Below are 26,144 nucleotides of genomic sequence, written 5' to 3' on the forward strand. Positions count from 1 at the left end.
AGATTAATATTGGAATTTAAAACCTTGCGCTACCATGCGGTAGCAGTTGTAATACTTATTTTTATCTTTTTTATTATCAGCACATTGGCAACAAACTTTGTGATGCCATCACGCTATACCATAGATAAAATAACCCCTGTTTACCTCGATCATGCGTATTACATAGACAAAAGCAAAACACAAAGTTTTGCAGAAGTAATGACCAAGCAGGCGCTATTTACACAGCAAGAATTTAACGATATACCTTGGAGCTTTGAACAGCAAAATTATTGGTTACGCCTCGATTTAGAAAACAAAAGCAGCCAACAAGAAGATGTGGTTGCCCACTTTGATAACCCGATGGTAGATCATCTCACCATATATCGGCTCAATAGTAACAACCAACTACTCGACACTTATAAGCTTGGCGATAAAGAGCCACGTCTTACTTTATTTAAGTACAGCGTGCCCCACATTCGCTTTAACCTCGATGGCCAATCTACACAACGACTAATTATAAAAATAGATACTGTGGGGATCAGTAAAACTCCAATTCACTTATATCGCCATAATGTATTTGTTGATTTAGTTCGCTCACAAACAGGCATTTGGGGAATTTTCGCGGGTGTCTTATTAATGGCCTCACTATATAACCTATTACTCTATTTTGGCATTAAAGACCGCGTGTACTTAGTTTATATTGGCTACATTATTAGTGCTATAGCATTAATGGGCACCGTGCTGGGGTTTGGTTTTTATTTATGGCCGCTAGAATGGCAGTTGTTTATTCACGAAAAAATAATTGTCGTTAATTACACTATTGCGTTTTTCACTCTCGCTTTTTGCACCATGTTTTTGCGATATCATAAAGACCGTTGCTGGCGTTATAAATTAAGTGTTGGTTTACTCTGGCTAATGCTAGTGCTCGGTACATTAAGCTTTTTTATTCCCGAAAATATAGCTGCCCCCATATTTTTTGTAATTTTGGGATTACTTTATATCGTCTGCTTTATTTTAATTTATAACAAATTAAAAAGTGGCTTTAGATGGGCTAAGTTTTACGTATTTTCATGGGTGCCATTGATTATTGGTGCAGCCATTCAGCCTTTAGAGCTTGCAGGCGTTATTACTTATAGCTTTTCAATACGTCATGCTTTTTTAATGGCCATTTTGTGTGAAATTGTCTTAATGGCCATGGCACTTGCCGATCGGGTTCGTTATCAGCGTGAGCGCGCTTTATATCATGCCACGCATACCCAGCAAACAAAACTGCTCAATAGCGCAAAGTTAAAGTATGCCTTTATGGCACTCAAAGCCCAGCAACGTTCCACCACTTTATGTTTGGTTAAAATACGTCATTTTAACTCGCTAAATACCATTATTACGCCCTCCCAAGGATATGAATTAATTAAGCATGTTGCGCACGAATTAGAATGCCAATTGAGCTTTGAGAGAGAATTTTTTAACTTAAGTAATGGCATTAATCAACCCGCTAAAATTGCTGATTTAGGTAGCGGTGTTTTTGCCTGTATCTCAACTAAAAACCAAAGCCCACACACGCTCGAAGAGTTATTAAAAAGGGTAGTAAATAAGTTACCAAAAACCTATCAAATCAAAGGGCTAGACTTACAACTCAATTACAGCGTGGGGATTAGTGCCTTTGGTAAACGTGATGACTTTGAATTTTGGTTGAAACGAGGCTACTTGGCATTACATAACGCTAAACATAGTCTAAGTAAGGTAAGCTCATCATCTGCGGACAGCAGTTTAGCTATGGACGTTGCGCTTGCTGCTAAGCTTCAACAAGCGATAAGAACGGATCAGCTCGCTCTGTTTTATCAACCACAAATTAGTTTAAAAGATAACAGTGTCAATGGTGCCGAAGCTCTACTACGCTGGCCTAATACTGAGTTTAAAAACATTTCCATAGAAAAACTAATTCTACTTGCCGAACACACCGGTATTATTAATGAATTAACACTTTGGGTGATAGAGCAAGCCTGCAAAGACATTGCAAAACTGGCAAATGAGGGCATAACTGAACATAGTATTAGCGTTAATTTAAGTGCAAAAAACCTAGCCATTGCCAATTTAACCGAAAAAGTAGAAAACCTTTTAATAAAGTATCAGGTTGCCCCTCATTTATTGAAGTTTGAGCTGACTGAATCAGCGTTTGTCGAAAATCAAGATGCGTTAGTCACCTTAGTTGGTGAACTTGCCACACTGGGCGTTAAGGTGGTGTTAGACGATTTTGGTACTGGTTATTCATCGCTTAGCTACTTAGTTAACTATCACTTTAGTGAACTTAAAGTAGATAAGTCGTTTGTGTTTGATTTAACCGATAACCGGGCTCATCAGGTCATTGTGCAAACAGCCATAGATATGGCACATAACTTGGGCCTTACTATCACGATTGAGGGAGTAGAAACTCAAGAAGTTCACCAGCTGCTCAACACTATGAAAGCTGACCGTACCCAAGGCTATTTGTACGCAAAAGCACTCTCTTATGATAATTATTTAGACTTCTTGAACAGCCAATACCGCCTAAAAATGTTAAGCTCCCCTTTTTAACATCTTTGGGGCCAAGTAAAGATGCAAGGTACACTGCGTAAATTAAAGTCGAGCTTAACAGAACCCGTTCAATATCATTTACCTGTAGGTGATGAACTGGTTGATTTAAATGCTTTAATAGGTAAACAATTGACTCTCACTTTTAGTGGCACAATTTTGTGTTCTAACTGTGGTAAAAAAACTAAAAAAAGCTATTCTCAAGGGCATTGCTTTGTATGTATGCGCAAGCTTGCAAGTTGCGACATGTGTATCATGAAACCTGAAACCTGCCATTACGATCAAGGCACCTGCCGCGAGCCACAGTGGGGCGAAGAAAACTGCATGATCCCGCATTATGTATATCTAGCTAATACATCAGGTTTAAAAGTAGGCATTACTCGCCACACCCAAATACCTACCCGTTGGATTGACCAAGGGGCAACCCAAGCATTACCTATTTTTAAAGTACAAACTCGTTTACAGTCGGGCTTAGTGGAAGTGGCGCTCGCGCAGTTTATTGCTGATAAAACCAATTGGCGCAATATGCTCAAAGGACAAAACGACGTTCTTGATTTAAAAGCAGCGGCTGCTGAGCTTATTCCACAAATTAGCGAAAAACTAACCGAGCTGAGTGAGTTATTTGGCGCAACCGCTATTGAACAGCTTGATCAAGACGTTGTGAATCTTGATTTTCCTGTAAGCGAATACCCAAGCAAAATCAGCTCATTTAACTTCGATAAAAACCCCGTTGTTAGCGGTATTTTACAAGGCATTAAAGGCCAATATTTAATTTTTGATAACGGCGTTATTAATATTCGTAAGTTCACCTCTTATGAAGTGAGTGTAGACTCAGAATAACCTTTTGCTGCTTGGTTATAAAATGCTATCCACTGCTGCTGCGTTAATGGATGGCAATAATAATAGCCCTGAATAACATTGCAGCCTATTTCGACTAAGTGTGCCTCTTGCGAGGCATGCTCAACGCCCTCAGCAACCACATCCAATCCTAAACTTGTCGCCATGGCTATAATGGCCGCCACAATTTGGCTATTGCCATACTCATCAGGAATCTTAGCAATAAAGCTCGCATCAATTTTTAATGTGTTAAACGGTAATTTGGTTAAATAACTAAGTGCAGAATACCCCGTACCAAAATCATCCAGCGCAATATGCACGCCCAGCGCTTTGAGCTGTTGTAGTTGCTCTTTTGCCTGTGAAAACGAGCTAATAAAGCTGCTTTCGGTCAGCTCAATTTCAAGTAAGCTGCCAGGTAATTGGTAACGAGTAAGCATAGCTTTAATATTATCAGCCAACTTACCTTGGCTTAAATGACACGCAGAGACATTAATCGCTAAACGTCCGGCATCAATCCCCTGCGCTTGCCAAAGGGTTAACTCTTTACCTGCTTGGTTTATAACCCATAAATCTAAACGCACCACTAAACCTAGCTCTTCAGCAAGCGGAATAAACTGCGCTGGTGAAATAGTGCCTAAATCAGGGTCATGCCAACGCAGTAGTGCTTCAGCTCCCATAATCAACCCTGTTTTTAAACATTGCTTAGGCTGAAAATAAAGCTCAAACTCATTATTTTCTAGCGCATGTTGAAAGCGACTCATCATCGCTAAACGCTCTAAAGATCGTGCATTCATTGAGGGTTGAAACAACTGAAACGAATTGCGACCGACATCTTTTGAGCGATACATGGCAATATCAGCATGCTTTAATAATGTTTCACTGTCTAAGCCATCATCAGGGTAAACAGCCGCCCCTATAGACGCGGTAACACCAACCTCAAAGCCTTCAAGCTTAAACGGTGTATTTAAGTGATTTAAAATACTCTCAGCAAGGGTGATAGCACCTTCGACATTGTTTATTTCGCACAATACAATAAACTCATCGCCCCCTAATCGCGCCAGCGTATCTCCCTCATTGAGGGTGTTAATAATGCGCTCAGAGACTAATTTTAATAAGGTATCACCGGCATTATGGCCTAAGCTGTCATTCACCTCTTTAAAACGGTCAAGGTCAATAAACATTACCGCTAGCATCTGTTTATCTCTGTGCGCTGAGGCCAGTGCCATAGAAAGTCTATCGTTAAATAAACGCCGGTTAGGTAAGCCAGTTAGCTCATCAAAATACGCTAACTGCACCACTTTTTCTTCTGCGCTTTTTCGCTCAGTTATGTCACTAAAAATAGCGGCGTAAATCACCTCACTATGACTTGGCTCTTTTATTTCTATAATACTGAGCCACTCAATATAAATATCGCCAGATTTTTTACGATTATGAATTTCCCCCTGCCATACCCCTGTTTTGGCAAGCGAATCCCACATTTTTATATAAAAGTTTTTATCATGACGCCCTGAACTCAACATATTGGGTCGCTTACCTATCACCTCATATTCTTTGTAACCGGTTAGATGAGTAAATGCAGGGTTTACTTGCATAATCACTCCATTCGAGTCGGTGATCATGATGCCATCTAGGGAGGAGTCGATAATTTTATTGGCTAAAAATAAGTTACGCTGCGAATGCTGCAATGCAATATCACGCTGCTGAAGTACTTTTTCAAGCTCACAACAATAAGCCGTTTCAATTTCATTAATTAAGTTTTCAAGCGATAATACACCGTTAATTTGATTATTTTCGCTAACCACCAAATGTCGAATGTTACTTTCAGACATCAACCTGTAAGCATCAAAAAGACTGTCTTGGGGGCTTATCTGATAAAGGGGGCGACTGGCTAAATCCCAACAAACAAGATGATTGTGCTGCTCGGTGATGAGCTTTAGTAAATCGCGCTGGGTAATAATGCCATGGGCATTTTCATCCTCATTAAACACCAAAATCACTTTCTCTGCATATTCACGCATCATGCTCACCGCGTCATTGATTGCCAATGAACTCGGTACTATCCGTATGTTTTTATTATATTGATCATTAATAGGTCTAAATTGTAAGTAATGCTCTAGCCCTTGATTGTTTACAATATCTGTAATGCTGATCACGCCGCTGGGAATGTCATTTGTATCAGTGACTAACAAATGCCTTACACCCTGCTTATTAAACACCATGGCCGTCTCGGTTAATAATTGTTGGCTGGGCACACTTAGTACAGGGCTCGACATAACGCTTTCAATCGCTAACTGCCTAAGTGAGCGATTAGAAAAGTTAAGTGTTAAACAATCGGTTTCAGTCCATACGCCTATTATTTGTTGCTGTTGTTTTACAAAAATAGCGCTAACATTGTGCGCTCGCATTAGTTTCACCGCTTCAATTAAAGGGGTATCCTTAGCGCAGGCGATCACCTTATTGGTAAAAACATCGCATACTTTTTGATAGCGGCTAGTGTGAGGCATTGCTTCTACTTCCAAAATTAAACCAATTAATGATTATAAATTATTCAGTAAAAAAACAATTTGATTTAGGACAATAGATGAGCATCAGTTACCCACAAATTATTATTTATAATAATGAAATTGAGCTAATAGAGCACGCCAATGATTTACACGACTTTATTTACACTATGGAAGCAAGTGAACAGCAAAAAGTCATTATTTTAGATAAGGTTAGTGGCTATCAAAGCTTAAGCGGCCATTCGCTCACGGCGCTCAGTGCAAGCCAATTAGCAGAGCTAGTAAAAGAATATTTAGCAAAAGAAGGGCAATGCTGCTTAAGTAAAATAGAGCAGCTCACACCAAGCCAAGCGTTTGCGTTACTCGCCGAAATCAACTAACGCTTTAACGTGTGCAATCGCGCTGCGCCCGAGGGCCGACAGTGAGTACCCTCCCTCTAAATAAGAAATAATACCTAAACAATGATGCTGTTGGCTAAATTGCGCTAACTGCTCAGTAAGCCATATATAATCACTTTCAACAAACTTAAGACTGGCCATGTCATCTTCTAAATGAGCGTCAAATCCCGCGCTTATAAAAAGTAGCTCAGGCTTAAATTCTGTTAATTTTGGTAGCCATTGTTGCTCATAAAGTGCTTTTAAATCAGCACCATCACTAGCTATCGGTAAAGGTGAATTTACCAGTGTGGCATTATTTTTAATGGCGGTATTAGGATAAAATGGATATTGAAATAACGAGCACAGCAACACATTTTCATCATCCATAAAAATATCTTGAGTACCATTGCCATGGTGTACGTCAAAATCAACAATGGCAATGCGTTTTACCCCTTTGCTTTGTGCATATTTAACTGCAATCGCAAGGTTATTAAACACACAAAAACCAGAAGAGCTATCTCGGTTAGCGTGATGCCCTGGCGGGCGTACTGAACAAAACGCAGCGTCTAACTTACCCTCTAAAATCTCATCAACAGCGAGTAAGCCTGCTCCGACTGCACGCTCAATGGCCTTTAAAGAGTCGGGGCATAACCACGTATCTCCATCAAGATCGCTGAGCCCTTCGTTTGGGATCATGTCTTCTACATGCTTAATATGCTGCTCACTGTGCGCCAATAAATAATGTTCGCGCAGTGCTTTAGGGGCTTGTTTTTGCTCTATAGCCACATCCAGTCCACTAGCAAGTAAACGGTCATTAATCGCATCTAAACGCTCAGGGCATTCTGGATGATCTTCAATCATTTTATGTTTACGACAGTGAGGATGAGAAATAATCGCAGTGCGCATAGCTAACTCCAAAAATAAGTTGCCCATCAAGTATAACAAAGCCACCTTGTGGTGGCTTTGCGACTTTGGTTGATACTAAACGACTCTTTAACCAAAGTTATGGTTATTTAGCTTTTAAGTCGAGGTTTCTAAAATCAAAGCTAAAGTCGGTTACCTGCGTTGAAACTGCATTCATTTTCGCCGATTCCACGCGGTTATCGGCGCTCATAGAAAAGCGAATAAAGGCATCTGCCTCTAATAACTTTTCATCCCACTTCACAATAAAAGTATTACCTGTGTAATGCTTCAGCTCACCTTTAAGGCGTTTTGTATGGGTAAAATCAATGCGTAATTTACCATCTAGTTCTTCAACGATTACATCGCCATACCAATCATCATGTAATGTACCGGTGTAGTTTATATTAGGTAATTGCGGTTGAGTGTCTGTTGGCGCTTTTGGTGCGGCATTAGCATAGGCTTTTTCTTTCCCTGCAAAATGCTTTTTAGCTAACTCTTCGACCCAATCTTTATCTTCAAGCTCGAGTACATCTTCAAGTACTTCATGAGTCACTGCCGATAATGCAGAAAATGCTTGTTGGTTGCTTAATATCACAATCCCCACGTTTTTTTCTGGTAGTAAAGTCACCTGCGATACCATACCTAAAATGCCGCCACCATGTGCCAGCTTTTTAACGCCGTGGTAATCTTCTATACTCCAACCTAAACCGTAGCCTCTAAATTGTTGATGATACGCTTCATAGGCACTTTTAGATGCCAGTGACGTAATATGTGGATGCCACATTTGTGCTTGTTGTTTTTCACTAAATAGCTGCTCGCCATTAGGCATTTTGCCACCAGCAAGTTGAGTACGTAGCCATTGGCTCATATCATTTACGCTTGATGCAATGGCGCCTGCCCCTCGAAAGTCTTCAAGGTAATTAACAAAAAAAGGATGCAATTTGCCATCCATTGGGATGTGTCCAATCGCCCAGTTTTTGTTATTTTTTGCGATACGCGAAAAGCCAGCGCGCGAGTTAGTCATATTAAGTGGCTGTAGAATGTTTTTTTCAATGTAGTCGTTCCAGCTCATCCCCGATACACGCGCAACAACTTCACCAGCGGTAACAAACATTAGGTTGTTGTAAGCATATTGGCTACGAAAACTGCTCGCAGGTTTTAAATATTTCAGCCCAGATAAAATATCGGCTACCGATTTATCTGTACTTGGCCAAATCATTAAATCGCCTTGGCCAAGCCCTAAACCGCTACGATGACTAAGTAAATCGCGTATGCGCATTTCACGAGTAACGTAAGGGTCGTACAATCTAAACTCAGGAAGATGGTCAATTACGCGGTCATCCCAGCTTAACTTGCCTTCATCCACCAGCTTAGCCAATGCTGCACTGGTAAATGCCTTGGTATTTGAAGCAATGCCAAATAAAGTGTCTTTATTCACCTTGCTATTCGTATCAAGGTTGGCAACACCAAAGCCTTTAGCGAATACGACTTTGTCATTTTCAACAATGGCAACGGCCATTCCGGGTACATCAAAACGTGTCATTGAGGCGTTGATCACCTCTGAAATTTTATCGGTATCAACCGCTGCAGAGCTCGTAAACGCCCAGCCAGCCAATAATGCGGCTGTGGCTAATTTTTTTAGTTTCATAGTGTTACCTTAGGTTATTATTTTTGTTTAATCTTGATGAACCGCAAATTCTATTTCGGCGCGCGCTTTATTAGTATCTTGCTTACTCGGGTAAGCTAAAATGCGTTGACTGTAGTGTTCGGGTACGCCCGCCTCAAGTGCGCCGCGGTATACATGCTGCACGTACCAATCATAAGGTAGCAGTGTGTCGTCATGTGTGTTTGCTATGTAGCAGTGCACATTAATGTCATCGTCATCTAGAAGGCTCACGGTTAAATCAACACAGTCGTAATTAGGGCCTTCAATTTTATCTAAGATCTCTTTTTCGGCTTCATTAAGCTGATACACCACCCCATATACCACAGCATCGGGTTCATTGGTCGGCACAATAGTGCATTTACCTGAACCATCTGAAAAGGCCATATTAAAGGTTAACTTATAGCCCTTTAAAAGTGCCGTACCCACACGTTTTGCATTAGGTAAACGTGCCAATAAACGATTAGATGACATATTAGAGCCAAACGAAAAATTATATAACGCCATACTATTCCTTCTTTAAATAACAACTCGCACAGCCAGTGCGATTAAAATAATGCCAATGCCGCGGTCGAACCAATAACCACTTTGCTGAAAAAAATCACGTACACGCGCTTTTGATAACAATAGCGATAAAATAGAAAACCAAGCCCAGGTAGCAAGCGCCATATAAACGCCGTATCCCATTTGTATTATTACCGGTGTAGTTGGGCTAATCACCAAGGTAAACAACGACATAAAAAATAAAGTTGCCTTAGGGTTAAGTGCATTGGTAAAAAAGCCACGTCGAAACGCACGCCATGATGACTCAGCTGCAAGGCTGGGTTTTGCAGCCGGTTCTGATGAGGTATTTGTAGGTTTAGCAGCGCGCAGTGCCTGCACGCCTAAATACGCTAAATACGCGCCCGCTATATATTTAAGCGCCATAAACAACGCAGGTGATTGAGTTAACACCAGCGCAACTCCCAATACACAATAGGCTATGTGTAATAAAATAGCCGCACCAACACCTGCACTTGTCCATAAGGCATTGCGCCTACCGTGTTGTACACTTTGTTTAAGGACTACCGCAAAGTCGGGCCCAGGGCTTGCTACCGCAAAAAAGTGAGCCACCGCAATTAATAAAAATTCATCGATATAGTTCATACTTAACTGGCTTGCTCTGGCGAAAAAGCCAATAATAATGGGTTAGCCGATTGATTAACCAAGGCTTTTATTTCTTTTTGCGCTTTTTTAAATTGGCCTCGTAAATGCGGTTTTAAATGTTTTTTAGAGTGTTTATCTTGCTTAAAGTAGCTCACTAACGCATGCATAAATACGGTATGCGTTTCACTGAGCGCTGCTTCGCGATTTGCATACGGGTTATAACATGAGCCACAGCCACCTTTAAACTGGTACACGGTATTGCTCATCATTACCCCAAAGCCTAAAAAACATGCCAAGGCATCAGTGGCTTGCGGTAAATACTCTTTACCACCTGGGGGCAGCACCCCTACGTGATGAATTAATATGGTGGCAAGCGTACCGGCAAAACTCGCCACTAAGTCTTGCGGTTGATTAATTTGATTGGGATTAAACGACACATTAATAGTATGACTGGCTGGTACTATTAAATGACACTCTTCGCCACGTAAATGCTGACTAAATTCAAAGTGTGGAAACACCTGTGGTTGTAATTGTTGCGGTGCAACCAAGGTTACTGGCCATTCATTCATACCAGCGTATTGCTTAACACGCGCAAACACTTTGCTGGCCATTTCCTCAATACTTGAAACCGAGTCAGGAAAAAACTCAACCGTTGGCAAAATAACTTGGCTGTGTTTGGTAAAAAAATCCAAATCAAAGTTTTCTGCTGCCCATATAAAGGTATCAACCAGCCATTGTTGTTCTTGTTCTGCCAATAAGGGCTTTGATTTAAATAGAGTTAACATAAACTACTCTTGCCCCTTCGCCCATTGCCATGCTTGTGTATTGTATAAAGGCACCGTAGAGAGCGCATGATGATGACTGCCGGTAGACTCTTTCGTTGAGTATGATAAATATAATAATGTATGGGTTTTAGCATCATAAATACGGCGCACTTTTAATGACTTAAACAAAATACTCTTAGATGATTTAAACACGACTTCACCGGATTTACTGCGGTCGATAGACTGTAATTGGTCTGGTGTTATTGGCCCGGTTTGACGACAGGCAATCGACATATCTGATGGGTCTGAAAAATCTAAATTCGCCTCAATATGGCTAATATGACAGGTTACACCGGTCACTAGCGGGTCTTGCTGTGAATTAACCACCACATCTTTAGTGGTAAATAGCCCAAGACTCACTGAGGCAACATCATCAGAACACCCTGCAAGCCCTGCTAAGCATAGAATTAAACCACCCATTTTGAGATACTTCATAGCAAGTCCTTCGTTCATATTAAAAATTAAGTTACGCCTTATACTAAACGCTTTCACCGCGATAAAACAAATTTTATCCACCAACTCAATACTGTAATGGTTTAAAGGGTATTTCGCAGCAAGATACACAATAAAAAAGGCACGCCCGAGGGAGTGCCTTTGCAAACAAATACAGCTAAAGGTTATTAAAAGCTATATTGTGCACCTAGATAAACATAACGACCGGCACCGCCGCCGTAGCCACTATAAAAGTTACCACGACCACTTGGGTAAAATGCCCCTTTGTCGTCAAATACATTGTTAATACCGCCAAATACACGTAAGTCACTTTTATCAGTCAGTGCCAGAGTGTAAGACGCTGATAAACTATGCTTTAAAAATGAGCCATAATCTTGATACGCAAGTGGCTCTGGGTTTGCAATACAACCGGCATCGCCCGCAGCACAGCGCTCATCGTTTGCAGCAACATACTCAAGGTAGTCTTTCTCATCTTCTTGGCTTGCTTTAAACGCGCCTACGTAATTTGTACGCCAGCGGATACGTAAATCATCCATTTTCCATACAATCGACATAGCGGCTTTATCTTTTGAGCGCCCATAACCTGCATACTGTGAAGTAACACTGTTACCATCTAAGCCTTCATAGGTTTGCGAGTTTTCAATAATGTGATTGTAATCAAGCTTAAATGACAAGTTGCCATAGCTGCCTATGTCATATTTGTAAGTTGCAACGACATCGTAACCGCGCGCAGTTAACTCATCCAAGTTATATTCACGCTGTAGAATTTTTACAATGTTACCTTCGTCGTTACGAGTAATATCGTTACAGTATTCGTTATCACTGCCCCACGCAGCCTCTGAGTCATAACATTCGCGCATGATGTTTTCGTTACTTATTTCATCAATTGCATCAACAATGGCAATATCGTAGTAATCCACCGCTAAGTTAAAGCCATCTAAAAACTCAGGAGATACAGTAATACCAAAGGTATAGGTATCGGCTGTTTCTTCTTTTAAGTTTGGATTACCTGTATTTGGCGAGTAGTTATTGTCTTCACTTTCAAATTCAAAGTTAGGATCATCAGCTAGCTTTTGTGCCAAGGTTGGCTCTAAACGACAGTTATCGTGTCCTGGGTTTGTTGATGTTGCAGTTAGACCATCACAAATATCATCAAATGAATCAAAATCGCCGCGAGGGGGTGATAATAATTCCGTGATAGTCGGCGCACGCTGTGCTCGTGCATAGTTGGCACGTAGCATGTATCCATCAATTGGTTGCCATAAAAGGCCTAGCTTATAACTGGCAACAGTGCTGATATTATCAATGCTGTAATTTGCTAAACGCAGCGACGTTTCTGCCAACAAACTTTTAGCAAATGGCGCATCTTTAAGTAGTGGCACCGCAAGTTCAGCAAATGCCTCATACACTTCTACTTCACCGTAAAAAGAAGGCACAACGTTAAACGTAATACCGCCCGCTTTCATATCATCACTGGTATCTAGGCTTTGTGAATCTTTACGATACTCTGCACCAAATACTGCAGACACATTACCTGCTGGTAATTCGTATAGGTCACCAGTGATATAACCCATTACCGTATATTGCTGAATCTCAGTATCAATAATCGGGTTTGTACGGATCCAGTCAGCCATTTCAGGGGTAATAGACCCTTCACCAAATAGATTAAGCGGGACACATCCTTGCGCTCGCGCTTCGGCGTCTTTACATTGAATAGTGCCATCGGCTAGCTTTTCAGCTTGCAGTGCTTGATTGACACGTACCGTATTTAACTCGTTACTACGGATTTGATGTTGTTTGAATTGCCCGTATCCAGCAGAGATATCCCAATCCCATGTATCATCAAACATCATGCCCTGTAGGCCTGCCCAAGTTCGGATGGTCGTACGGTCGTTATCGGTGCTGATATTACCTACTTCACCAAAGCGGCGATCCCAGTAAATGCGGTCTTTGTATGGGTTGCTGTCAATAATTTCTTGTGGCACGTATGGGTTATCAATAGGAATGTAACCAGGGGCAATATCATCGATAGGATCGCCAGTCACTGGGTCGTAGCGAGGTACGTAAGCCCCTTCGTATTCATCTTCAGGTGACTTATCGTTGAACGAGCCACTTTTGCTGTATTGAATTTGGAAGTAGCTCATAATGTCGTCTGTTACATCATAATCTACTTTTATTGCGGTCGAAAAGTTATCACTAGGTACATCAAGCATGACGTATTGTGACGAATTTATACCATAAATTTCTTCATTGCCTTTCCAGTCATCACGCAGCGTTTGCCCGTCGTACCAAAACTGGGTATCGTTTCGGTTGCTTTCTAAAAATACACCGCCTAAGGTACCATCGCTTTTGCTTGCCCAATCAGCTTGTGTAATACCACTCATACACTGATAACCATCGGCAGTGTACATTTGATTACACATCAACTCATCATCGTAACTATGCGCGGCTTCTATTTTGGCGCGGTCACGGTCGTAAAAGGTCATGCCAAAATCACGATCCCAGTTTGAGCTGACAAATACATAACCGCGATCATCAGCAAATGACGTTCCGTAGTTTAAATCAAGCGTAAACTCACGACCGCCACCATCTGTTGTTTCACCGCCACGGGCTTGAAATTCAAAGCCTTCTTTTTTTGACTGGGTAATAATATTCACTACACCAGCTACCGCATCAGCTCCATAAGTGGCCGACGCACCACCACTTATAATTTCAACGCGCTCCACCATGCCACTTGGAATAGTATTTAAACTCACATAGTTACCACCATAACTATTTGATACCACACGGCGGCCATCAATAAGCGTTAGCGTTCTGTTAGCGCCTAAGTCGCGAAGCTGCACCGTTGATAAACCGGTCCCCGAAATACTTGATTGGCTGGTTGTGTTACCAATACTTTCGCTCAGTGCAGGCATGTTATCGATTAATACATCTGAAAGGTTGCCTAGGCCTGTATCCTGAATCGACGCTCTATCCATGGTTACCAGCGGGGTTGTTACCGAAAAACTATCACGCTTTAAACGCGAACCCGTTACGGTTATTTTTTCTGGTGCTTCTTGTACTACTTCTTCGCTTGCTTTAGCCGTTGATTGACGAGCAATAGCCTCGTCATTTGCTATTGCATGCCCAGATAAACTGGCTGTTATAGCCAATGCTAAAGCGCATTTTTTTGTTGATATATTACTCACAAACTTCCCTTATTATTTATTATTCCATTAGTACAAATCGTTTTTGATTAACTTTTTAGTTATTAAATTTGTTTTGTACCAATTGGTTTATTTTACTAATAACATGTTGTAAGTAATCGTGAATAAAAGCACAATGAGAGGTGTCTCGTTTATATCCCTATTTTATATCTATTTAATATCTATTTATTTATAATCATACACTTAAGGTTTTCGTGTTAGAATGATGTAAAATCGAATGTTAACCAACTATCGCTTTATTTTGCATTAAACACTGCCTAGTAACGTAATTAATCAAGAGGTTTAAATACACAAACTATGAATACTCAACAGACATTTTCAATTGGAAAATGCCAAATATCGGTGTTTGAAAATAAGCTGTTTTGTGCCGATAAAACCTGTGTATTACAACCTAAATTTATAGAACTACTTGTTTACTTGGTAGAGTGTTATCCAAACGCAGTGACGCGTGAGCAACTAATAGAGAATGTGTGGGGTGGTAATCAATATGTGGGCGAAAAAGCACTGACAAATGCCATATGGCATCTTCGTAAAAGCTTTAAAGAACTCGACCCCGACAATACCTATATAGAAACACTGCGTAAAACGGGTTACCGCTTAGTACAAAAACCAACAACGCCAGAGCCTGTTAATAGCATTAACAATACGCCGCTTCGCTCTGGGTATATTTACGCTAGCGTACTTGCTATTGTTATATTATTAGGTAGCTATTGGGGTTATAGCGCCCTTTTTGAAAACGCAAAGCAGCCACTTGCTCAATCGCAACATGCAGCACGTTTGTACGATTACATTGAAACAATTACCACCAGCCCAGGAAGAGAGTTGTTTCCGGCTATTTCTAATGACAGTCATTTTTTAGCGTATTCGTGGCGTCGCCCAGGACACAAAGCTAATTTATACTTACGTGATCTTCATTTACCAGAGCAAGCTGCAATAGCACTTACCGACACCCCATTCATTGAGGGCAGAGCGGTATTTAGTCCTGATTTAACGTTTATTTATTATTACCGCCGTATAGCTGCTCAAGGTTGTGAAGTCATTCAGCAAAATATTGCCTCGGGCAATACCACTGTTTTAGGGCTGTGCGGTAGTAAAACAAGTACCGATATAGACATTAATGCCACAGGCACTAAGCTGGTTTATATTAGTGAAGATGAAAAAAATAATAATCTTACCCAGCTTAACATTGTCGATTTAACCTCATCGCCATACACAGTTACTCAAGTCCCTTGTACGTCGGCATGCCAATATACCGATGAGTCGGTCGTGTTTTCACCAGATGCGACACAGCTGGTGGTATCGCGTAATTTACCAACGGGTTTTGAAGAATTATTTTTAATCGACATAAAAACAGCTCATGCTAAGCAATTAACTTCAGGTTTTGTTGATATGAGAGGCGTTGATTGGCATCCCAATAAGCCACAACTCGTCTTTTCGGGTGTTAAAAAAGGCAAGCGCCAAGGTTATTTTTATAACCTCAAAACACAACAAATGATCAATGCGCACATCGATGGCTTAAGTTACCCTGAATATGCACATGATGGCAGTTTGTATTTTCATCAATGGAATATCGACTCTACATTAATGCGTGTAGAAACCAGTAATGCGGTTGCAAGTTCGCCTTTTCCGGTATTATCAAGCGACTTTAATACGCGCTTTCCTGATTACAGTAAAGCCAGAAAAAAATTAGTTTTTGTATCTAACGAATCGGGCTCAATGGAATTATGGACTGCAAATCAAGACGGCACCTCACGAAAACAGCTTACTAATCTCAGTGCAAATATTTACAACCCGGTGTGGTCACCTGATGGTAATTACATTGCCTTTGTTGCTTCTCATCTTGGTGAGCATGCGCTATACCTTTATGACTTTAACACCCAATCAAGTCAGTCATTACCCACAGGCTTTAGTTACCATGGAAAACCGAGTTGGGCTGCAGATAGTAAAAGCCTATTGGTAGCGAATGATAAACACGTTTATCGCTTCGACTTAAAGGGCAATAAACTCGCACAGGCCATAGATTCACCAACACTATACGCTTATGAAAACAAGCAAGGCGCTTTAATTTTTGCAAACCAAGCAACCAATCAGTTATGGATAAAAGACCCAGATAGCCAAACTGAGCAACCACTTGTTAGCGAAATTAATTTATCAAATCATAATTCGTGGTATTTTTTTGAAGGCGACACCTTAGCGCAATCGCGTATTTACTATTTTAATGTAAAACAAGGTGATTACCGTTTGAGTTATTACGACTTCTCAACCAACAGCCATCATGACGTAATACGCCTTCCCGAACGCGCATTTAGTCGCACCTCTGGCTTAACCTATATTACAAATACCAACTGGCTTGTGTACTCTTCGTATAAGTCACCACAAATTGACATAAAACGTATCAACCAAAAATATTTGCCATAATAAATCTAAAATTAAACACGCTACAGGTCTTGTAATTGCTTAAATGAGTTTATTGCTAAAAATATGTTCAAGCCACATTTTTAAAAATTAAGCGTTATGGGGTTAGCGTGTACAAACCCGTTTGGTATAATTAAATAAACCAATCTAAAGAGGATACGTTAAATGCCACACATTATTATTGAACACTCAGAAGATCTGCCTTTACTACCTCAAGTTCTTGTGGAAAAAATCCATACAACAACGTTTGAAAGTGGCTTATTTGATTTAGAAACAATAAAGACTCGCGCTATTGCTTATCAGCATTATCAGTTAGGTGTGGGTAAAGAAGGGTTTATTCATATTGCGGTGCATATTATGGCTGGGCGTTCCATTGAGCAAAAGCAACTACTAAGTGAGCAATTACTAACCTGCTTGCAAACGTATTGCAGAGCCTCTGACAGTTTAAGCGTAAATATTTACGAAATGGATCACGAGATTTACCGTAAAAACTAACCGCCATTAAAACATCATAGTTATAGGCGAGAGCTCTATAACTATGATGGTTTCCTCGCTCAACTGATTTTTTAATTAAATCGTGTTTAAAGCGTAAACTTACCCAGTAAATCCCTTAAAATATTCGATTCTTTATTTAAACCGTTACAAAGCTGCTCTGACTTTTTCATATTTTCTTTGGTTTGCTCTGCCGAATCGGAAATCATCACAATATTTTGGCTAATTTCTGAGGTTGCTAATGTTTGCTCTCGCGTTGCAGTAGCCACTGAGTTGTTTAACTCGCTTAGTAGTACAATTTCCTGTGAAATACCATTTAATGTATGGCCGGTTTCTTTTAAGCGCTCGGCATTTTCTAGCGTGTTTTTGCTGCCCAATTCAATCGCTGTTACCGTGCTTGACGCTTTAGCATTTAACGAATCAATCATCTCATTAATTTGCTCCGTAGACTCCGCGGTACGTTGCGCAAGCGTTCTTACTTCGTCAGCAACTACCGCAAAGCCACGGCCCTGCTCACCCGCTCTAGCAGCCTCAATAGCCGCATTTAACGCCAATAAGTTAGTTTGCTCGGAAATCCCTTTAATTACATCCAATACATGAGAAATTGATTTAATCTCTGTCGAAAGCTCTAACACCGAGGCCACAGAATTGGCCATTGACGCTTCCAGTCGTTCCATTTGTTTAATCGTGCTTTGCACAAACTCAACCCCTTTGTGCGTCGTTTCTTCGGTTTTAGTAGCAATATCTGCCGCATTACTGGCACTACCAGAAATATCCTGAACCGTAACCTCCATCTCATTAACGGCTGCCGCCACCGTTTGCGTACTCGATGATTGCACTTCAGCTAAATTTGCCGCACCTTGCACTTGCTCAAGCACATCTTGGGAAATACCTTTAACATGAATTGCCGACTCAGAAACCTGTTTGAACATATAATGTAACTGCTCTAAAAACAGATTAAACTTAACCGCTAAGTCTGAAATTTCATTATTATCATCAGTAGGGAGTCGTGCCGTTAAATCACCATCTTTTTCCGTTAATGCATTCACCGCTGCAGTAATGTTTTCGATTGGCCTAAATATTTGCCCTACTAACACGCGTGCTAACGCTAAACCTACAAGCGCAATAATTACACCAAAAATGATATTAGTATTAATAGCAGTATTAATTGCGCCATATAATTGCTCTTGGGGAATTTCAGCGACTAGATGCCAACCTAATGAATTTACTGGCGTACTTGAGACAACATAGTCATCACCATCAATTACTTTACTTTGAATTGCCCCATTTTTAATCGGCGCCAAGTCAACAGATTGCCCAATTTTAGTTTTATTACCATGCAGCATAATCTCGCCACTACCAGAGACCAAATAAACAATGCCGCCCTCTCCTATTCTATATTCACTTATGAGATCCACCATAGAATCGAGCGAACGGCCTATTCCGGCAATTCCTTGTCGTTGCCCATCAAGCTCAATGGCATAATTAATAAATACCATCACCTCAGAGCTACCTTTATCTATGTCGAGTGCTACTTCAAATGGTCTATCCGATGCTAAAAAAGCATCAAACCAAGTATCACTACTGTCTATTTGCCTAGAAATACCTTCATCGGTGTAATAATTGCGGGAGTTTTTAGAAATAATGTATGCGTTACTGGCTTGGTTTTTATTTTTTATATGTTTGAGGTAATCAATGAATTTACCTCGGCTTTGCGCATCTTCATTATTATTCATCCATTGTTGCACAAATAAGTTTTGCGCTATTTCTTTGCCAACAATAATAGGAGTCGATAACTCTAATTCGATTTGGCTTTTCACTTCACTGAGCGCTGTTGGTAAATCTACTTTGGCTAGTTTGTCTTCTGTATTTGAGCGAATACTATTTGAAAATATTAGAGTAGATATTGCTAAAGGAGCAACAACAGCCAAAATAAGGCTGAGGTATACTTTTCGTTTTAATAACATAGAGCACCTAAGGGGTAACAAAGCGGTATTTTATATACTGCACACAATTAATAGTAGCGACATTAAAGGTCACAAAATAAAGATTTTTATAATAAAATCCCATAACACTTTAATAGTAGATTCAACTGTGTTTATTGCAATGTATTCAATAAAATTAATAAAAAAATCAGTGCGCTGATAAAAATACAATAGAAGTAATAGAAATGAAGTTTTATAAACTAGGAAGGTGAGTTTCTATTTACTTGGAAAGCTTTGAAAAGTGGTGGCCCCTCCCAGACTCGAACTGGGGACCTAACGATTATGAGTCGTGTGCTCTAACCAACTGAGCTAAGGGGCCATCTTTGTATAACTGTAAGCAGTTAATTTTTGAAGCGTTTAGCCACAGAGCGACTAAAGCGGGTTGCAGTATAAAAAGTTTTTAGGGGCTTGTCACTAGCAAAAAGCTTTATTTTAACAATCAAGGGGCTAACTGCTCAAATAGTAAGCTTTGAGGTTTTGTTAGTGATGAGTTTTGTAAAACAAATCCATTTATTAATAGCAGCCTGAGTAACTAATACACATACCTTTGGGAGCACTTAGCAACTCAGTATTAAATGTCCTGCTATGCTGCTACATTATTTTTTGGCAATAATGTAAATCGCATGAATTAATCCAGGGAAATAGCCGAGCAAAGTTAGCAAAATATTTAACCAAAAATGCATCCCTAGTCCTACCTGTAAAAACACACCCAGTGGTGGTAATAAAATAGAAAAAATAATTCTAATGATATCCATAATTTAATCCTTATAATGTTAGCAAAGCAAAAAGCCCAGCAGGGCTGGGCTTTAGTATAGTGTATTATTCTGCAATAACAGTTAATTCATCAACTACCTTGCGAACATCTTCAGCGTTTTTAGCAATTTCCATCGCTAATTGCTTTTCAGCATCAGACTCAACTGTACCTTTAAGAGTTACCACACCATTATCGGTATCAACATCAATGTCTGTACCACCTACTTCAGAATCAAATAAGTAACGTGTTGTGATCACTGTAGTGATTTTAGCATCTGTTAAATCACTTTCAGTGTCGTTACCCATCATTTTAGAATCATGCTTCTTCATGTCGGTGTTTTTTACCACAGTTAGACTGTTTTCAACGTCAGTTACACCATCTAGGCTTAGTACGAGTTCTTCAGCAAGCTCTTTATCTACTTCGCTGTTTACTTTACCTGTTAGCATTACCTTGCCGTTTTTTACGTCCGTGTTGATATCAAAGTTATTTAGATTGGTGTTCATAAGCAATACTGTTTCTGCTTTCCCATCAATCCAAGCATCTTTGCTTTCGTTTTCCCAACTGCTTGCCTGAGCGCCCATTGCGGTTGTTCCTAATACTAGGGCTGCAATCATAGACTTATTAAATGTTTTCATAATCGTTCTCCTTTTGATTAAAGACACTTAAGCTAATGCGAGCATCGGGCCAACATTTTTTAACCTTTAATTTCAATAGGTTAATTTAAAATAGTAGATATTGGCTTAAACCTACTAAGTAAACATTTACAGACTATTGCGTAAAAGTTTCTCGAATAGCGAAACTTACTAAATAATTGTATATTTGGTTAATCTTTCGTTAATATAATAAAGAATCAAAAACCCAAAATCATAAACCACTGAATTTAAACAATTTAATATTTGGTATAAGGCTTGCTTTGAAATAACCAGCAATCATAAAAGGATAATTTAAATGTCTGTTAAAATTGAAGACCGCCCTATTGAGCAAGTTCGTGAGCAAGTGATTGATCAGCTCATTTATAACTACAGCCATGGTGTTATTTCTGTAGAAGCATTTGAAAGGCGCTTAGACGACGCCATGGCAGCGAGTGACAATAAAGCACTTATGGATCTCGTTGAAGATTTAACCTTAAATACTGACCAACAATATAAGGCGCAAAAGCACTCTCAGTTTGCACCTAATTATAGCGCGCAGCATGAGACTGATGAAGAGCCACTTACATTAAGAAGCATTCTTGGTTCGAGTGAACGAAGCGGCCAATGGGTAGTTCCTCAAAACATTTATATAGAAAACTACATGGGGTCAATCAATCTTGATTTTACGGATGCTATTTTTACCCATCAACATGTCACTATTCACGTTAATTGTTACTTTGGCAGCGAAGAAATATATGTACCAGAGCACGTTAATGTAGTTTCTAAAATGTTTTGTATTTTAGGCAGTTTTGAAAATAAAACAGTGTCACTTAATAAGCGCCAAGGGCCAACGATTCACATTGAAGGAAAAACTGTTTTGGGCTCTGTGGAAATTAAAGTTAAGCGCACTATTAAAGAAAAATTTATTAGCTTTGCAAATGATCTAAAAACTCAACTTGGCATAAATGGTAAACATTATTAAATATGCTAAACATTGAATGAAGCCATAATCGTTGGCTTCATTCATATTATAAGTCGTTATTTCGCTCACTAGGTACATCACTCATGTACTCTACAAACTCAACTTCAAACCCTGCAGGGTCAATATAATAAATGTTTTTTCTAAATGGATTTACAGCACCTTCTTTACTTATTGCAAAGCCCGCATGTTTTAGGCGCGCTATTACTGCATTTAAGTTATTGGTTACATAGGCAAAGTGTGCCAAACCAATTTGATGTCCTGATAGGTTGCGGTTTTTCCCTTCACCGTGATCGCTTATAGCAATATATTGATCGTTATCACCAAAATGTACCCAGCGCCTTGCTTTACCATACCAAGTTCCTTCCCCCTCACTTCTAATTGACCAATAGGGAAACGCTGCTTGGTAAAACTTAAGCATGGCGTTTATGTCACTAACAACTAAATTTACGTGTTCTAATTTCATAACTTTCTTCCTATTAATTGAATATAGAACATCATAAAACCTCAAGCTAACTTTAGGTAAAGCGCTAATTTACAAATTTATTGTCTGTTTTTATTCCGATAAATATATTGAAAGATCATGGCTGTACAAAAAACACTCACAAGTATTTAGGCTTTATGGTTTACTTTATGGCAAAAACCGCTAAAATACGCCGGCTTAAATATATAAACGTTCTTTTACAACCCAAAGGTAATACCATGCATCCAATGTTAAACATTGCGGTTCGCGCTGCGCGTAACGCAGGCAAGCTTATTCTTCGTGCAAGTGAAGACTTATCAAAAGTTGAAGTGCAACAAAAAGGCACTAATGATTTAGTTACGAACATTGATAAAGAAGCCGAAGCCGTAATTCGTGACACTATTTTACGTTCTTACCCTGATCACTGCATCGTTGGTGAAGAGTTAGGCGAACACAAAGGTAAGGATGCTGATTACCAATGGATTGTTGACCCACTTGATGGCACAACTAACTTCATCAAGGGTATCCCTCATTTCGCAGTATCTATTGCACTTAAAGTTAAAGGTCGTTTAGACCAAGCCGTAATTTACGATCCAATTCGTGGCGAACTTTTTACCGCTTCTCGTGGTCAAGGCGCACAGTTAAACAGCAAACGTTTACGTGTATCTAAAACGGTTGAACTTGCCGGTTCTGTTCTTGCAACAGGTTTCCCTTTCAAACAAAAACACCACTTAGATGCCTATTCTGAAGCGTTTAAAGCATTATTCGTACATACCGCTGATATTCGTCGTGCAGGTTCTGCAGCACTTGATATGGCGTATGTTGCAGCGGGTCGTGTTGATGGTTTCTTTGAAATTGGTTTAAAACCGTGGGATACAGCAGCAGGCGAGCTATTAGTTAAAGAAGCTGGCGGCATGGTTGTTGATTTTGCTGGCGGTAATAACTACAACGTGAGCGGTAACGTTATTTGTGGTGCACCTAAGCTAACACAAGCGATTGTTCGTGAAATGCGCCCAGTATTATCTGAGTCGTTATTACGTTAATCGTAATACCGCACTAAAAAAAGGAGCCGAGGCTCCTTTTTTGCTTTTTGTTAGCCACTTTTTTTACTATTGGATAAACGCACAACAGCGGGTGCAGGCCTTCTTCGATTACAAATAAATAAGTAGCTGTGACGATAACGTTTTGCTTCTTTTTTAGCATCTGTGGCTAATGCCGCTACTTGATGGCTATTTTTACACTGCTGCAGATCCGGCTCAACTAAACCTATCGATAATGTAAGTAAAGGTACAAACTGCTTTTCGCCCTCTCGATTAGTTGCCCAATACCCTTTTCCAGCAATATGCTCTGGCGTAAAAAATACGCGTGACTGCAATTCAAATTGCGTGATAATGGTATTACAAACCTCCACCGCATCTTTTTTTTCAAACACCACCATAAAGTCATCGCCACCAATATGCCCGACAAAGTTAGCGCTGTGCGCACACGCTTTTACAGTCACATCGGCCAGAAGTTTTATCACGCTGTCCCCACTGGCATAACCATACAGATCGTTAAATTGTTTAAAATGATTTAAATCGATATAAGCTAGTGAAAATGGCTGTTTATGTTGCAGACGCTGCTCTATTACTTCACTAATTGCCACATTACCCGGTAACATGGTCAGAGGGTTAGCATGTTGGGCGTGGCGGATTTTTTCAGCGGTAATGTGCTTTAATATGTCCCTGAGCGGTGCCAAACCTAAATATTTATTATTACTTGTGATAACAATATGGCGACGAATATCAAAGTCTTGCTCTGTTATTTGCTGAGAGACAATATCAAGCATTTGATTTTCATCAACCACCAAAGGCTGTTTATCCATTAACTCAGTGACTTCACATTTATCATAAAGTGCATGCCCGTATGGCGCGGCAAACACTTCTGTTAGCTGATCTTTGTGTAACAGCCCTATTGGCTGCTGATTGCTATTTAAAACGGGTAAGCTAATTATGCGTTTGTCTTGCTCAAAAAGGGCATGAGCTTCTTTACAACGCGTATGACTGCTAATGGCAGGCTGAGCAACAGCAAGCACCCCGATAGCCATTGATTGTTCAAACTTTGAACCTGCTTGAGTCGATGTAAATGCTTGTAACTGCTTACAGTTATAGTCATAGCTTGGTTGTTGGCTGGGTCTTTCTAACAAAAATCCCTGAACATGACTTATGCCTATACTTTTAACTAAATCGAGTTCTTCAGTACGCTCAATTCCCTCAGCAATCACCGCTGTATTTGTTGCCCGCGCTAACACCACAATTGATTTTAGAAATTCTTTTTTAACTTCGCTTTGATCGCAATGATCAATAAAGTAACGATCAATTTTTACAATATCTGGGCATAACTGCGACCATTGCTTTAGACCGGAATAACCTGCACCAAGATCGTCAATAGCAATAGTGAAGCCTAGCTCTCGATAATGAGCAATGGTTTTTAACAGTAAAAAGCCATCATCTACTTTTTCTTGTTCGGTGACTTCAATCACCACACGATTAGCCGCAAGACCAAACTGTTCAATTAAATGTAAAGTTTCGCCTTTAGGGTGGCTCGGATCGAGTAGAATTTTTGGGCTGACATTTAAAAATAACTTCCCTTGTAGATTTAGTTTTACAAAGTTTTCTATGGCGCGAGAACGGCATAAAAGCTCAAGCTCTGAGATCAATTGATATTTATGAGCCGTTTCGAATAGCTTATTTGGCATCGCTAATGGGCTATTTTTAGGGCCTCGACTCAGCGCTTCATACCCAATAATAGATTGCTTAGTTATATCAAAAATAGGTTGGAACAAGGTTGTTATTGCCCCTTGTTGTAAAATTGACTCTAAGGCTTTACGTTGCTCAGTCACTACTAGCTCTGATCAAAATTAAATAAGAGTAATAAAATATCAAGCTCGTATGACAATTATATGTCTTACACGCTAAGCAATAAAAAACCGCTCACAAGGAGCGGTTTTTTAAAAAGGATAATTTAATCTCAATTAAGGCATTGAGTCTAAATCGGCACCTTCTTTTTCAATCACCTCTGGTATTAAATCTTCTTTACTTACGCCCATGGCAATAGCCACCGAGCTGGCAACGTAAACTGAAGAATAAGTACCAATAAATACACCAAATAATAGTGCGGTAGCAAAGCCATGAATAGTTTGGCCGCCCCATACAAAGAGTGCAATCAATACTAAAATAGTGGTAATTGATGTAACTAAAGTACGATTAAGTGTTTGCGTAAGTGACAGGTCAATAATTTCAATGGTGTCGTCAATACGTACTTTACGGAAGTTTTCACGGATACGGTCTGATACAACAATGGTATCGTTTAGTGAGTAACCTATCACGGCGAGTATTGCAGCCAAAATAGTTAGGTCAAACTCTAAACCAAGCACCGAGAATAAACCAATCGTAATGATTACATCGTGTAATAGTGCACCCACCGCACCTACAGCAAAGCGCCATTCAAAGCGAAATGCCACGTAAATTAAGATACATATAAGCGCAGTTAACATGGCAAGGCCACCCTGCTCTTTTAAGTCTTCACCTACGCTTGGGCCTACAAACTCAATACGGCGCATTACTACGCTATCATCAGCTTGTTTAAGGGCAGCAATTACTTGGTTACCAATCACTTCTGCTTTTACATCATCACCGCGAGGGGCTAAACGGACCAGTATTTCTTGGCTTGAGCCAAAAAGCTGCACAGATGCATCAGCAAAGTCGTTTTCAGCCAGTACATTACGTACTTTTTTCAGATCGGCAGGTTGTGAAAAACCTACCTCAACTGCTGTACCGCCGGTAAAATCTAAACCGAAATTTAAGCCTTTAACAAAAAGTGACGCCAGCGACGCTATGATTAATAACGTAGAAAAGCCCATTGCCACTTTTCGAAGAGACATGAAACGAAGGGTTTTTCCGCCCAATCTTAAAATTTGCATGTCTGC

The 26,144-nt window shown here is 40.0% G+C and carries 21 protein-coding genes and 1 tRNA gene; 7 read left to right on the forward strand and 15 right to left on the reverse strand.

Features of this window, described 5'->3' with window-relative positions:
- The first annotated feature begins 9 nt into the window (after positions 1–9).
- On the forward strand, positions 10–2,550 hold the full coding sequence (locus KK487_RS13660; protein WP_215521866.1) for an EAL domain-containing protein: 2,541 nt from the start codon (positions 10–12) through the stop codon (positions 2,548–2,550).
- A gap of 21 nt (positions 2,551–2,571) precedes the next feature.
- A complete protein-coding gene (locus tag KK487_RS13665) occupies positions 2,572–3,387 on the forward strand; it encodes a DUF2797 domain-containing protein (protein ID WP_028835589.1) in 816 nt (271 codons plus the stop codon).
- On the opposite strand, the gene KK487_RS13670 is transcribed toward KK487_RS13665, so the two are convergent.
- A complete protein-coding gene (locus KK487_RS13670) occupies positions 3,360–5,888 on the reverse strand; it encodes an EAL domain-containing protein (protein ID WP_036956731.1) in 2,529 nt (842 codons plus the stop codon). The two genes, KK487_RS13665 and KK487_RS13670, sit on opposite strands and share 28 nt — an antisense overlap.
- Positions 5,889–5,965: 77 nt before the next feature.
- Here KK487_RS13670 and KK487_RS13675 point away from each other — a divergent pair, with 77 nt between their 5' ends.
- The gene (locus tag KK487_RS13675) at positions 5,966–6,265 is read left to right on the forward strand and encodes a DUF4144 family protein (protein WP_024601707.1); all 300 of its coding nucleotides are present in this window, start codon (positions 5,966–5,968) and stop codon (positions 6,263–6,265) included.
- On the opposite strand, the gene KK487_RS13680 is transcribed toward KK487_RS13675, so the two are convergent.
- From KK487_RS13680 to KK487_RS13710, 7 genes are all read right to left on the reverse strand, one after another.
- Positions 6,245–7,168 (reverse strand): histone deacetylase family protein, encoded by a 924-nt coding sequence (locus KK487_RS13680; RefSeq protein ID WP_028835586.1) that lies wholly within the window; start codon positions 7,166–7,168, stop codon positions 6,245–6,247. The two genes, KK487_RS13675 and KK487_RS13680, sit on opposite strands and share 21 nt — an antisense overlap.
- A gap of 103 nt (positions 7,169–7,271) precedes the next feature.
- Positions 7,272–8,813, reverse strand: coding sequence for a serine hydrolase (locus tag KK487_RS13685; RefSeq protein ID WP_215521867.1), 1,542 nt, complete (start codon positions 8,811–8,813; stop codon positions 7,272–7,274).
- A 27-nt stretch (positions 8,814–8,840) separates the two neighbouring features.
- Positions 8,841–9,335 carry a gamma-glutamylcyclotransferase family protein gene (locus KK487_RS13690; protein ID WP_013465973.1) on the reverse strand — a complete coding sequence of 165 codons (495 nt, stop codon included), beginning with the start codon at positions 9,333–9,335 and terminating at the stop codon, positions 8,841–8,843.
- 12 nt (positions 9,336–9,347) lie between these two features.
- Positions 9,348–9,974, reverse strand: coding sequence for a LysE family translocator (locus tag KK487_RS13695; RefSeq protein WP_215521868.1), 627 nt, complete (start codon positions 9,972–9,974; stop codon positions 9,348–9,350).
- 2 nt (positions 9,975–9,976) lie between these two features.
- Positions 9,977–10,759, reverse strand: coding sequence for a hypothetical protein (locus KK487_RS13700; RefSeq protein ID WP_013465975.1), 783 nt, complete (start codon positions 10,757–10,759; stop codon positions 9,977–9,979).
- Between the two features lie 3 nt (positions 10,760–10,762).
- The gene (locus KK487_RS13705; RefSeq protein WP_215521869.1) at positions 10,763–11,233 is read right to left on the reverse strand and encodes a CreA family protein; all 471 of its coding nucleotides are present in this window, start codon (positions 11,231–11,233) and stop codon (positions 10,763–10,765) included.
- 185 nt (positions 11,234–11,418) lie between these two features.
- Positions 11,419–14,439, reverse strand: a complete 3,021-nt coding sequence (locus tag KK487_RS13710; RefSeq protein WP_215521870.1) for a TonB-dependent receptor domain-containing protein — start codon at positions 14,437–14,439, stop codon at positions 11,419–11,421.
- 315 nt (positions 14,440–14,754) lie between these two features.
- Here KK487_RS13710 and KK487_RS13715 point away from each other — a divergent pair, with 315 nt between their 5' ends.
- Positions 14,755–16,875: a winged helix-turn-helix domain-containing protein gene (locus KK487_RS13715; protein ID WP_215521871.1), complete on the forward strand. Its 2,121-nt coding sequence runs from the start codon at positions 14,755–14,757 to the stop codon at positions 16,873–16,875.
- 162 nt (positions 16,876–17,037) lie between these two features.
- Positions 17,038–17,367, forward strand: a complete 330-nt coding sequence (locus tag KK487_RS13720) for a 5-carboxymethyl-2-hydroxymuconate Delta-isomerase (protein ID WP_215521872.1) — start codon at positions 17,038–17,040, stop codon at positions 17,365–17,367.
- 86 nt (positions 17,368–17,453) lie between these two features.
- Here KK487_RS13720 and KK487_RS13725 read toward each other — a convergent pair whose 3' ends face one another.
- The 4 genes from KK487_RS13725 to KK487_RS13740 all read right to left on the reverse strand — a co-directional run bounded on the left by KK487_RS13725 (position 17,454) and on the right by KK487_RS13740 (position 20,738).
- On the reverse strand, positions 17,454–19,331 hold the full coding sequence (locus tag KK487_RS13725) for a methyl-accepting chemotaxis protein (protein WP_215521873.1): 1,878 nt from the start codon (positions 19,329–19,331) through the stop codon (positions 17,454–17,456).
- Positions 19,332–19,591: 260 nt separating this feature from the next.
- Positions 19,592–19,668 (reverse strand) — tRNA-Ile (locus KK487_RS13730).
- A gap of 277 nt (positions 19,669–19,945) precedes the next feature.
- Positions 19,946–20,104: a YqaE/Pmp3 family membrane protein gene (locus KK487_RS13735; RefSeq protein ID WP_008466367.1), complete on the reverse strand. Its 159-nt coding sequence runs from the start codon at positions 20,102–20,104 to the stop codon at positions 19,946–19,948.
- Between the two features lie 64 nt (positions 20,105–20,168).
- Entirely contained in the window at positions 20,169–20,738 is a 570-nt protein-coding gene (locus tag KK487_RS13740) for a BON domain-containing protein (protein ID WP_033103722.1), read from the reverse strand.
- A 313-nt stretch (positions 20,739–21,051) separates the two neighbouring features.
- On the opposite strand from KK487_RS13740, the gene KK487_RS13745 reads away from it, so the two are divergent.
- Positions 21,052–21,717, forward strand: coding sequence for a LiaF domain-containing protein (locus KK487_RS13745; RefSeq protein WP_033103723.1), 666 nt, complete (start codon positions 21,052–21,054; stop codon positions 21,715–21,717).
- A 46-nt stretch (positions 21,718–21,763) separates the two neighbouring features.
- On the opposite strand, the gene KK487_RS13750 is transcribed toward KK487_RS13745, so the two are convergent.
- Positions 21,764–22,180: a VOC family protein gene (locus tag KK487_RS13750; protein ID WP_024601699.1), complete on the reverse strand. Its 417-nt coding sequence runs from the start codon at positions 22,178–22,180 to the stop codon at positions 21,764–21,766.
- 236 nt (positions 22,181–22,416) lie between these two features.
- Here KK487_RS13750 and suhB point away from each other — a divergent pair, with 236 nt between their 5' ends.
- Positions 22,417–23,220, forward strand: a complete 804-nt coding sequence (gene suhB, locus KK487_RS13755) for an inositol-1-monophosphatase (protein WP_010391751.1) — start codon at positions 22,417–22,419, stop codon at positions 23,218–23,220.
- 50 nt (positions 23,221–23,270) lie between these two features.
- Here suhB and KK487_RS13760 read toward each other — a convergent pair whose 3' ends face one another.
- Positions 23,271–25,058, reverse strand: coding sequence for a GGDEF domain-containing protein (locus KK487_RS13760; RefSeq protein ID WP_033103724.1), 1,788 nt, complete (start codon positions 25,056–25,058; stop codon positions 23,271–23,273).
- A 132-nt stretch (positions 25,059–25,190) separates the two neighbouring features.
- Positions 25,191–26,138 carry a protein translocase subunit SecF gene (secF, locus tag KK487_RS13765; RefSeq protein ID WP_013465987.1) on the reverse strand — a complete coding sequence of 316 codons (948 nt, stop codon included), beginning with the start codon at positions 26,136–26,138 and terminating at the stop codon, positions 25,191–25,193.
- Positions 26,139–26,144 lie beyond the last annotated feature (6 nt).

Origin of the sequence: Pseudoalteromonas sp. SiA1 (genome assembly GCF_018732205.1) — a bacterium.
GTDB lineage: Bacteria > Pseudomonadota > Gammaproteobacteria > Enterobacterales > Alteromonadaceae > Pseudoalteromonas > Pseudoalteromonas tetraodonis.

Coding starts and splice junctions, on each gene's coding strand:
- KK487_RS13725 (WP_215521873.1), bottom strand. CDS start 19,331: ATGTTATTAAAACGAAAAGTATACCTCAGCCTTATTTTGGCTGTTGTT.
- KK487_RS13740 (WP_033103722.1), bottom strand. CDS start 20,738: ATGAAAACATTTAATAAGTCTATGATTGCAGCCCTAGTATTAGGAACA.
- KK487_RS13705 (WP_215521869.1), bottom strand. CDS start 11,233: ATGAAGTATCTCAAAATGGGTGGTTTAATTCTATGCTTAGCAGGGCTT.
- KK487_RS13735 (WP_008466367.1), bottom strand. CDS start 20,104: ATGGATATCATTAGAATTATTTTTTCTATTTTATTACCACCACTGGGT.
- KK487_RS13715 (WP_215521871.1), top strand. CDS start 14,755: ATGAATACTCAACAGACATTTTCAATTGGAAAATGCCAAATATCGGTG.
- KK487_RS13665 (WP_028835589.1), top strand. CDS start 2,572: ATGCAAGGTACACTGCGTAAATTAAAGTCGAGCTTAACAGAACCCGTT.
- KK487_RS13720 (WP_215521872.1), top strand. CDS start 17,038: ATGCCACACATTATTATTGAACACTCAGAAGATCTGCCTTTACTACCT.
- KK487_RS13675 (WP_024601707.1), top strand. CDS start 5,966: ATGAGCATCAGTTACCCACAAATTATTATTTATAATAATGAAATTGAG.
- KK487_RS13700 (WP_013465975.1), bottom strand. CDS start 10,759: ATGTTAACTCTATTTAAATCAAAGCCCTTATTGGCAGAACAAGAACAA.
- suhB (WP_010391751.1), top strand. CDS start 22,417: ATGCATCCAATGTTAAACATTGCGGTTCGCGCTGCGCGTAACGCAGGC.
- KK487_RS13670 (WP_036956731.1), bottom strand. CDS start 5,888: ATGCCTCACACTAGCCGCTATCAAAAAGTATGCGATGTTTTTACCAAT.
- KK487_RS13685 (WP_215521867.1), bottom strand. CDS start 8,813: ATGAAACTAAAAAAATTAGCCACAGCCGCATTATTGGCTGGCTGGGCG.
- KK487_RS13750 (WP_024601699.1), bottom strand. CDS start 22,180: ATGAAATTAGAACACGTAAATTTAGTTGTTAGTGACATAAACGCCATG.
- KK487_RS13745 (WP_033103723.1), top strand. CDS start 21,052: ATGTCTGTTAAAATTGAAGACCGCCCTATTGAGCAAGTTCGTGAGCAA.
- secF (WP_013465987.1), bottom strand. CDS start 26,138: ATGCAAATTTTAAGATTGGGCGGAAAAACCCTTCGTTTCATGTCTCTT.
- KK487_RS13690 (WP_013465973.1), bottom strand. CDS start 9,335: ATGGCGTTATATAATTTTTCGTTTGGCTCTAATATGTCATCTAATCGT.
- KK487_RS13680 (WP_028835586.1), bottom strand. CDS start 7,168: ATGCGCACTGCGATTATTTCTCATCCTCACTGTCGTAAACATAAAATG.
- KK487_RS13695 (WP_215521868.1), bottom strand. CDS start 9,974: ATGAACTATATCGATGAATTTTTATTAATTGCGGTGGCTCACTTTTTT.